We start from the raw sequence: 8,780 nt of genomic DNA on the forward strand, positions 1-8,780 counted from the left end.
CGCGGCTGTTACCCGGCGTTGGTTTGGCGGATATGCTCTGCCAGCTTGGCTGCCTCGGTGGCGCTGTCGTGGCGCCCTAGCACCCGGACGCGGCCGGCCAGCCCCATGGCGGCAAGCTTGTCCGGCGGTGTTTGCGCCAGCTCCAGAACCGCCCCGGCGAGCGCGGCCTCATCCCCGGCCGGCACCAGCCAGCCGGTCTGCCCTGGCACCACTAGCTCAGGCGTACCGGCAATATAGGTTGCGATGACCGGGCGTGCAGCCGCCATCGCCTCCATCACCACCATCGGCAAACCCTCGGCAAAGGAGGGCATCACCAGCGCATGGGCACGGGCCAGCTCCGCCCGCACACCCTCCTCCGCCAGCCAGCCGGTCAGGGTGATGTGACCGCCCAGCCCGTGCCTTGCGATCTCCGCTTCCAGATCCGCGCGCTTCTCCCCGTCGCCGATCAGCGCCAGATGAAGGTCCGGGATTTCCTTAACCAGCTGTGCCATGGCGCGGACCAGCACCATCTGGCCCTTCTGCTCGACAAACCGTCCGATCGCGGCCAGCCGCAGCGGCCCCTTGGGCAGCGGCGCGGGGCTGGCGAAGCAGTCCGGCTCAATGCCGCAGTGCACCACCTTCAGGCTGTCCCATTTGCCGAAAGCAGCCCAGCGGCTCAGCTGGCTTTTGCCGAAGCTGCTGACGGCAACGGTGAAACTGGCCCGGTTGATTTTCTCACCCAGCGACAGGGCGTGCGGTGCGTCGAACTCCTCCGGCCCGTGCACTGTGAAGCTGTAGCCGGGGCCGCCCAGCACATGTGCCAGCATCGCAACAGCGGCAGAGTTGGTGCCGAAATGCGCGTGCATGTGCTGCACCCCTTCTGCCGCGCAGCGCTGTTTCACAAAGGCGGCCTCCGCCAGGTAGATCAGGTGCAGCAGGACGCCCTTGTCCGAGGCCCGCGACAGCTTCAGCGCCAGGCTCAGCGCCTGCCCGAAGCGGGCCGGTGCCGCCGCCTCCCGCGCCAGAGCCGCCAGCAAGCGCCCGGGCCCGGCCTGCAGCACATACTCGGTGCGGGCCGCCTCGGCTTGGTCACCGGGATCGGCAAGCGCCGCGCCGGAAGGGCGCATTGCCAGGCGCAGGGTATCCACGCCATGACGCTCCAGCGCCTGCAGCTCGCGGCGGATGAAGCTGTGCGATGGCTGCGGATAGGTGTTCAGGACATAGGCGATCTTCAACGCTGAAAAATCCGTGCGAAAGGCAAGTGTCTGCGGCAGGTTAGCGGCGGTTTACCGGCTTGCCCAGCACCCCGTGGCGCTTGTCGCCCGGGCGTGGAGAATGCGGCACAGGTGGCAGTATTGTCTTGCAATTCCGGGCTGACGGGGCTGTCTGCGCCACCGCAGGCGCGCCGAGATTGACGCCCCTGCCCCGCCTCCTTAGCCTGCGGTGGCGGACGTTTGGGACAGGAACAGCATGCAGCGGGTTGCATCGCATTTTGCAGGCCAGGGGATGGCGGCGCGGGTGCTGCGTTCGGCCTCCTGGCTGGTGATCGGTTATGGCGGCAGCCAGGCGCTGCGGCTGGCGTCCAACCTGATCCTGACCCGTATTCTGTTCCCCGAAGCCTTTGGCCTGATGGCGCTGGTCACCGTTGTGACGGTGGGGCTGTCGCTGTTCTCGGATGTTGGCATCGGGCCGTCGATTGCCCAGAACAAGCGGGGGGACGATCCGGCGTTTCTGAATACTGCCTGGACCATCCAGGTGATCCGCGGCTTTGGCCTGTGGGCGCTGACAGCGCTTCTGGCCTGGCCCGCTGCCGCGTTTTATGACGCCCCGGAGCTGCTGGTGTATCTGCCGATTGCAGGCGCCGGGCTGGCGATTGCCGGCTTTAACCCGACGCGGATCGAGACTGCGCACCGGCATCTGCTGGCGGGGCGCGTCACCGTGCTGGACCTTGGCGGCCAGGTGATCGGGCTGGCGGCGATGATTGCGCTGGCGCTGGCGACGCAGTCGGTCATAGCGCTGGTGCTGGGCGGGGTGATCCAGGCGGCGGCCAAGCTGACCCTGTGCCACTACGGTCTGCCGGGGGCGGCCAACCGGTACCGCTGGGAGAAAGCCGCCGCCCAAGAGCTGATCCATTTCGGCAAGTGGATTTTCCTGTCCACCGCCTTTTGGTTCCTGACCTCTCAAGGGGACCGGGCCATCCTGGGGAAATTCGTGCCGCTTGAGGTGCTGGGGATCTACAACATCGGCTATTTCCTGGCGAGCTTTCCGATGCTGCTGGGCCATGCCGTGAACCAGCGGCTGATGATTCCGGTCTATCGCGACAAGCCTGCGCGGGAGGCACCGGAAAACCTGCGGCGGCAGCGGCAGCTGCGCGGCGGTCTGACGGCTGGGATCCTGGCGATGCTGCTGGGGATGGCCTGGGCCGGGCCGTGGCTGGTGCAGCTGCTGTATGATGACCGCTATGTGCAGGCCGGGCCGATGATTGTTTTGATTGCCCTGGCGCTGGCGCCGGCAGTGATCACCATGACTTATGACCAGGCTGCGCTGGCAGCGGGTGACAGCCGCGGGTTCTTTGTGTTTTCAGCCGCGCGGGCCTGCCTGCAGACAGTCATGTTTCTGGGCGGCGTGGTGTGGTTCGGGCTGGCGGGCGGCATTGCGGCGCTGGGGCTGGCGATGCTGGCAGCCTATCCTGTGCTGGTGCGGCTGGCGCGGCGGCACCACGTCTGGGACCCGCTGCATGATGCGGGGTTTGCGCTGCTAACGGTCGCGGCAGGCGGAGCGGCGCTGAGCTGGCACTGGGAAGAGGTCACGGCCATGGCTGCGGCGTTGAGTGCCCCCTGATCAAGAGCCAGTATCCGCAATTTTCGAATGAACCGATGAGGGCTGCGCCCGGCCCTGGGTGGGTGCGAGAGCGCCCTCCCCGGTTCAGCCCGGCTATCGGCCGGGCGGAAGTGCCTGATGCCTAGCTCCTGCGCCTGAGCAGGTCCAGCAGGCCGCGGCGCGGCGGGCGGGTGTCCATAACCGGGATGGAGACCACGGGCACCAGGCCGGTTTCCCGCTCCATCTGTGCGGCGGTGCGCAGCGCCGGCTGGCGCAGCTCCTGCAGGAAGGCGGCCAGCAGCGCAGCCAGCAGGCTGGCCGCGGCCCCCATCAGCGCCTTGGTCTTGCGGGCGCCGGTCACCGGGTAATCCGGCAGCGGCGCCGGCTCCAGCACCGTCAGACGCTCGGCCTGGCGGCCGGTTTCCAGACGGAAGCCGACCTCCGCCTCATTTCGGCGGGCGGTCATCTGCGCAAGCTCTGCCTGCAATTGCTCCAGCCGCCGGTCATAGGCGCCCAGCCGGCGTTCAACTTCCGGGGTGGTCTGCAAGGACGCCTCGAGCCCGGCCCTGCGGCGGGTCAGCAACTGCTCCTGCGCGTCCAGCGTCGCCAGTTGCTGCTCCGCTTCTTCCTGCATCCGGCGGGCGGTGGCGGGGCGTTCAGTGGCCTGGGCCTGATCTGCGGCGCGGCGGATTTCGATGCGTTCGCGGGCGATCTCCAGGAGGCCCTCGTTCAGAGCCGCGATCTCCGCCCGGCGGAATTCGATGGTGCCCGGCAGGGTCACGTCATTTTCGTTGCGGTAGGCAGCAATTTCATCCTCCAGCGCGGCAAGCTGATCGGCCAGCGCGGCTTCCTTACCGGCAAAGAAGCTGAGGGTTTCACGCGCCTGGTCGATGCGGGTGGCGACGCTGAGTTCGATGGTGCGGCGGCCGAATTCGCTGGCGACCTGCTGCGCCTGTTCGGCGGTGGGCATCCGGGCGGTGATGGTCAGCACCGAAATGGTGCCGTCATCAGCAAAGCCTTCGCGGGCGGCGGCAACCCCGGTGATCCGCACCGACTTGCGCAGCAGCGCCACTTTCTGCAGCTGGGTCAGCGCCTCCATATCCGCATAGAGGCCGAATTTCTCAATCACTTCCACCACCGTGCCGCGCGCCATCAGGCGCTGCTCGATCAGCTGCATCCGGCGGGCAGAGGAGCCCTCAACCGTGGATTTGGCCAGCTCGCCGGCGATCTGCGGCTGGGTAATCTGCAGAACCTCGGCAGTTTCGTACTCGTGCTGCTGACTGGCGGCAAACCAGAGGGAGGCAAGGCAGCCCAAGACAAAGATGCAGGCGATGGTGAACAGCCTGCGCTGCACCATGTCCCAAAAATCGCCAAGCGAGTAAATTGGCCCCATCTGTCTGCTCTCTTGCCCCTGCCTGTTGCTTTGCCGGCTCAGCCCGCCCGGCAGCGGACCGCGCCCGGAGTCTGACCACAGCAACCGGGCAAAACTATGACGCCGGGATGGTCAGTTCAGCGGGCTGTCTGTGCTCCGGGCCCGGTTCAGCACCACGCCCAGAAGCTCTGTATGGCCTGCCAGCATCTTCTCGCAAGCCGCGAGCTGCGCGGCAGTTGTGCTGCTGCCATCGGAGATCAGCAGCACCGCGTCCACCTGCGGCAGGAAAGCGGCGGTGTCGTCATGCTCCAGCACCGGCGGCAGGTCGAACAGCGCGGTGTCGGCTTCCGAGCGCAGCATCAAGCCGTCCAGAGCCTCGGCGCAACTGCTGCTGTGAAGCAGTTCCGCGGCATCCTGATCCGCGGTTTGGTTGAGACCAACTGCCAGCTGCGGCAGCGGGCGCAGCAAGTGATCCTCCATCCGGGCGCTGCCGGACAGGAAGGCGCCCAGATCACCCTGCGCCTCCATCCCCAGGGCCCGGGCCATGCCGGGGCGGCGGAAGTTCAGGTCCATCAGAACGGTGCGGCTGTCCGGCACCCGGGCCAGGCTGAGCGCCAGATTGACCGCCGAGAATGTGGTGCCGCAGCCCGCCGCGGGCGCTGTTACCGCCACCCGCTTCCAGCCGCGCGCCTTCAAGGTGTGCAGCAGCCGGGTGCGCAGCAGGTCAAAAGACTTGGCCGCGGGCGAGACGCGGAACCGGCTGACGAGCGGCAGCCGCGCTGCCCGCTGCGCCACCGGGTCAAATGGCACCTGACGGATCCGGTCCCAAGGCTCCGGCAGGCGGGCCGGCAGCTGCGCCTGCGGCGGTGCGCCGGGCGCCGCCATCTGCGGCGCCGCTTCAGTGCCGGTGCCGCCGGCGGCAGGCGGCGTGGCAGCCGCCGTCGCGCGGCGGCGGCGGAACCGCTTGTAGCCATGCTCGCTCATGCCGTCCTCATCGACTTCCAGTCCTGTCAGCGGGCCGTGCGCCGGGGTGGCGCCACACGCCCCTGATATTGCAAAATGCTTCACAATCCTGCCCTCCGCAACGGCTGGCCGATCAACTGCCGGGCCCGTCCGGCGGGCCTGCAGAGGATCAGACAGAGGTTAATATCCCGTCCCCTTCATCACAACGCCGGCAGTGCGCCAGAGCAGCCTAAGGTCACGGCTCAGCGACAGCCCGTCCCGGTACTCGAAATCGGCCAGCACACGGGTGGCAAAGCTGCCTTCGTTACGCACTGAAACCTGCCAGATCCCAGTGATGCCAGGGCGCAGCGCGAAATAGGCGCGCGCATCGCCGTAAAGCGAAAGCTGCTCCGGCATCATCGGGCGCGGACCGACCAGGCTCATGTCGCCCTTGCAGACGTTCCACAGCTGCGGCAGCTCATCCAGAGAGGTCATGCGCAGCAGCCGCCCGACCGAGGTGATACGCGGATCGTTCTTGAGCTTCTGGGTGTCCTGCCATTCCCGGCGCAAGGCGGGATCGCAGTCCAAATAGTGCTGCAGCAAGGCGTCGGCGTCGCGCACCATTGTGCGCAGCTTCAGGATGCGGAACACCCGGCCGCCGCGTCCCAGCCGGGGCTGCGTGTAAAACGGCCGCCCGCCTTCCAGCCACAGCGCCGCCGCACAAAGCGCGATAACCGGCAGCGTCAGCGGCAGGCTGAGAATAACCAGCAGCAGGTCCAGGACCCGCTTGCCCGCCATCCGGTACCCGCTGCCGCCAGCACGGCGCCCGGGCCGGGCAATGTGCCCGCCGGCCGTTGCAACCCCGGTCAAGCCTGCATTCATGTTGGTTGGCTGCAAGCGCAGATGCTGCAGAGCCCGGGGAGGCAGTGCGGCACCCCCGGTATCCTGTTCAAACTGCGCAAAAGACAGCCCCGCCCCTCCGGGAACCATGTCTTTCATCGAAAACCCCCGCTATCCAGCCTGAAACCGGCTGGACCGCCCCCTTTTGACAAGGCGGCCGTGTATAAACTCAAACCGGCCTCCCGCGCGCCATTGGCGGCAGAACACCACTACTGATTTTCAGGTTCCAAAACGGGGCGCGCCCCCACGCGCCCGCGCCGATTTTGTTGTTCGCCTAATCCCCTGGCGACGCTGCATTTCAGCAGTCACCCCTAATTAAACTAAATTTTAGGAAATTCGCGCAAATTGTGGCAAGACGCCGGGAAAGCCCGAAAAAAGCCTCAAATCGGCAGGGTGAGCGGAAACAATTTCCGGGGAAATTCCGGAATTGTTCGCAAACCTTGGAAATCAGGCGCAGAATCGCTGCTGGTGCAGCCTGGTCCGGGCTGGTCAGCCGCCGCGGTACTGCCCCGGGCTTTGCCCCGTCCAGCGCCGGAAAGCCTCGCTGAAGCTGTTCAGTCCGGAATAGCCCAGCAAAAAGGCAATCTCGGACAACGGCAGCCTGCTCTCCCGCAGGTAGCGGATCGCCAAGGCCTTGCGCAATTCCTCAAGAATAGTGAAGTAGCTGGTGCCCGCCCGGCCCAGCTTGCGCGACAGGGTGCGCGGGCTCATGCCAAGATCCGCGGCCACATTTGCCAGCGACGCCGATCCGGCGGAAAGGCGGGCGGCAACCGCTTCTTCGACCTGCGCCGTCAGGTCCGTGCTTTTACGTCCCAGGCCCCGCCCGTGCAGCAGCTGGTCGCCGTAGGCGCGCAGCACCCGCAGCAGCAGGCGGTCAGCGCTGGCCAGCGGCAGATCCAGGTCTTCCGGCTTGAACACAATGCGGCTGGCCGCGGCACCGAACTGCACCGGGCAGCCGAAAGCGGCAGACATCTCTTCGGCTCCGCGGCGGCGCTGATGGGTAAAAGCCGCCTCCTGCGGCTCGATCCGCGTCCCGGCCGCCTCGCGCAGGGCCGTCAGGAACAGCGCCGCCAGGAACTCGATATACTGATGCGCCTGCTGGCCGGAGGCCGCTTTGCAGGACCAGGCGAACTCCCCGTGCGAGGCGAGCCGGGATGGGTCCACCTCCCAGGCATCGCTCATTACCCCGGCGTAGCGTGCAATGTTGCGCAGGAAGCAGCCGGCGGTCGGCGAGGTGCGGGCGATATAGCCCAAGAGGCCAGCCATACGCAGATCGCTGGTGCAGCCGAGGCGGAAGCCGAACAGCGGATCGCCGGTCAGCTCCGCGGCCCGGCTGAAGAAACCGGCGATCGCAGCGAAGGGGGCGGCAGGTTCTTCCTGGTTCAGCAAGGCCGGGCCGAAACCGGTGCCCGCAAAAACTGCCGCAGGCGAGACCCCCTGGGCCAGCAAGTGACGCGCGGCGAGCTGGGCGAATATGGCATTGTGCGGAGCCGGTGCGGCGGGCATGTCTGCGGTCTCTCCTGTTGCTGTCTCGGCCGGTTTCACTGTTTACGGCGCAAGCCGCGTTCCGGATGAGCCGGGTCAGTCGTAAGCTGCCGTCCGAAGCGGCGGCCGGCCAGGGGGCAGGCAGTGCCCGGCCCCGGCTATTGCATCGTACTGGAAACCGCGCTCCAGGCGCAGTGCCGGGTGGCATGTCTTCTGCACAAATGCCCGGCGTTCTAGCTTATGACGGGCATACCGGCGGACAGGGTCCTATTCTAACGGGTATCCGGGCCTATACTGCTGCGTGCCGCGCCCTTGCCGGAAACGGGAATCACCGCCATAAGCGCAGGCGACGCCATGGCAGAGAAATGAGGATATCATGAACCCTCCCCAAAGCGCGGCCGGCTGGCTGGCTGCCAATCTGGACGGGCTGACGCTCACCGCCTGGACTGTGACGGACGGCGCCCCGGCCCCTGCGCAGGTGCTGCAGCTGCCGAACGGGAGCCCTGCCGCGCTGGCCGCGAAACTGCGCCAGGCCATGGGCGGCGGCACCTTTCCAGTGGTGCTGGGCGGCAGTGGATTGGTGCCTCCGCGTCCGGTCCCGGCTGTGCCGGCGGAACTGCCGCTGAGCGGCATCCGTCTGGAAGCGCTGGAGGTTCACGCGCTGCCCGGCTTCAGCCAGGCGGCGCCCTGCGGCGTGATGCAAGGCGCACTGGCCAAGCTCAGCGGCTTCCTGCAGCTGAACCCGGATTGGGACGGCGTGGTGTGCCTGCCCGGAGCGGTGACCCACTGGGTGCAGGTGAGCGCCCGCGAGGCGGTCAGTTTCCAGAGCGCCCTGACCGGGCAGCTGGCGCAAGCAGCGGCACAGGCAACGGGACTGGCGGCGGCAGGCGATTGGGACAAGGCCGCGCTGGCGGACGCGGCAGCGGACGGAATAGCCAAGCCGGAATTGCTGGCGGCCCGGCTGGCCTCGGTGCAGGCTGCGTCGGTTCTGGGGCAGATGCCTGCCGCCTCTGCGCACGCCAGGATATGGGGTCTGCTGCTTGGTGCCGAACTGGCCGCGGCGCGGCCGTATTGGCTGGGCCAGAACCTGGCATTGATCGCAGAACCGCCGCTGCAGGCGCTCTATGCGGCGGCGCTGGAGGCGCAGGCGCTGCCAGTCAGCCTCGCCGATCCCGCCCGAATGGCGCTGGAAGGGCTGACCCGCGCCTGGAATGGACGCTGAGCGGACGCGGCTGCTTCCCGGCTGGGCCGAATGCTTGCGAAGGTGCCGTGTTAGGAACCC

At 67.3% G+C, this 8,780-nt stretch carries 7 protein-coding genes; 2 read left to right on the forward strand and 5 right to left on the reverse strand.

Annotated features, from left to right (window positions below; genetic code table 11):
• Positions 1-8: 8 nt before the first annotated feature.
• Positions 9-1,214, reverse strand: a complete 1,206-nt coding sequence (locus ACTRWG_RS22285) for a glycosyltransferase (protein WP_462829958.1) — start codon at positions 1,212-1,214, stop codon at positions 9-11.
• Positions 1,215-1,449: 235 nt separating this feature from the next.
• On the opposite strand from ACTRWG_RS22285, the gene ACTRWG_RS22290 reads away from it, so the two are divergent.
• Complete coding sequence (locus ACTRWG_RS22290; RefSeq protein ID WP_462829959.1) at positions 1,450-2,820, forward strand: oligosaccharide flippase family protein; 1,371 nt, start codon at positions 1,450-1,452, stop codon at positions 2,818-2,820.
• 121 nt (positions 2,821-2,941) lie between these two features.
• On the opposite strand, the gene ACTRWG_RS22295 is transcribed toward ACTRWG_RS22290, so the two are convergent.
• The 4 genes from ACTRWG_RS22295 to ACTRWG_RS22310 form a co-directional block, all read right to left on the reverse strand.
• Positions 2,942-4,192, reverse strand: a complete 1,251-nt coding sequence (locus ACTRWG_RS22295) for a GumC domain-containing protein (RefSeq protein ID WP_462829960.1) — start codon at positions 4,190-4,192, stop codon at positions 2,942-2,944.
• 111 nt (positions 4,193-4,303) lie between these two features.
• Positions 4,304-5,239: a CpsD/CapB family tyrosine-protein kinase gene (locus ACTRWG_RS22300; protein ID WP_462829961.1), complete on the reverse strand. Its 936-nt coding sequence runs from the start codon at positions 5,237-5,239 to the stop codon at positions 4,304-4,306.
• A gap of 75 nt (positions 5,240-5,314) precedes the next feature.
• Positions 5,315-6,112: a sugar transferase gene (locus ACTRWG_RS22305; RefSeq protein WP_084299584.1), complete on the reverse strand. Its 798-nt coding sequence runs from the start codon at positions 6,110-6,112 to the stop codon at positions 5,315-5,317.
• 390 nt (positions 6,113-6,502) lie between these two features.
• The gene (locus ACTRWG_RS22310; RefSeq protein ID WP_051357812.1) at positions 6,503-7,519 is read right to left on the reverse strand and encodes an AraC family transcriptional regulator; all 1,017 of its coding nucleotides are present in this window, start codon (positions 7,517-7,519) and stop codon (positions 6,503-6,505) included.
• A gap of 355 nt (positions 7,520-7,874) precedes the next feature.
• Here ACTRWG_RS22310 and ACTRWG_RS22315 point away from each other — a divergent pair, with 355 nt between their 5' ends.
• The gene (locus ACTRWG_RS22315; protein WP_027236669.1) at positions 7,875-8,720 is read left to right on the forward strand and encodes a 2-dehydro-3-deoxygalactonokinase; all 846 of its coding nucleotides are present in this window, start codon (positions 7,875-7,877) and stop codon (positions 8,718-8,720) included.
• Positions 8,721-8,780 lie beyond the last annotated feature (60 nt).

This window comes from Leisingera sp. G5_S3_59_S7 (assembly GCF_054968485.1).

What these genes read in the sequence shown, in the direction of transcription:
- ACTRWG_RS22290 (WP_462829959.1), top strand. Translation starts at nt 1,450, where the DNA reads ATGCAGCGGGTTGCATCGCATTTTGCAGGCCAGGGGATGGCGGCGCGG.
- ACTRWG_RS22295 (WP_462829960.1), bottom strand. Translation starts at nt 4,192, where the DNA reads ATGGGGCCAATTTACTCGCTTGGCGATTTTTGGGACATGGTGCAGCGC.
- ACTRWG_RS22305 (WP_084299584.1), bottom strand. Translation starts at nt 6,112, where the DNA reads ATGAAAGACATGGTTCCCGGAGGGGCGGGGCTGTCTTTTGCGCAGTTT.
- ACTRWG_RS22310 (WP_051357812.1), bottom strand. Translation starts at nt 7,519, where the DNA reads ATGCCCGCCGCACCGGCTCCGCACAATGCCATATTCGCCCAGCTCGCC.
- ACTRWG_RS22315 (WP_027236669.1), top strand. Translation starts at nt 7,875, where the DNA reads ATGAACCCTCCCCAAAGCGCGGCCGGCTGGCTGGCTGCCAATCTGGAC.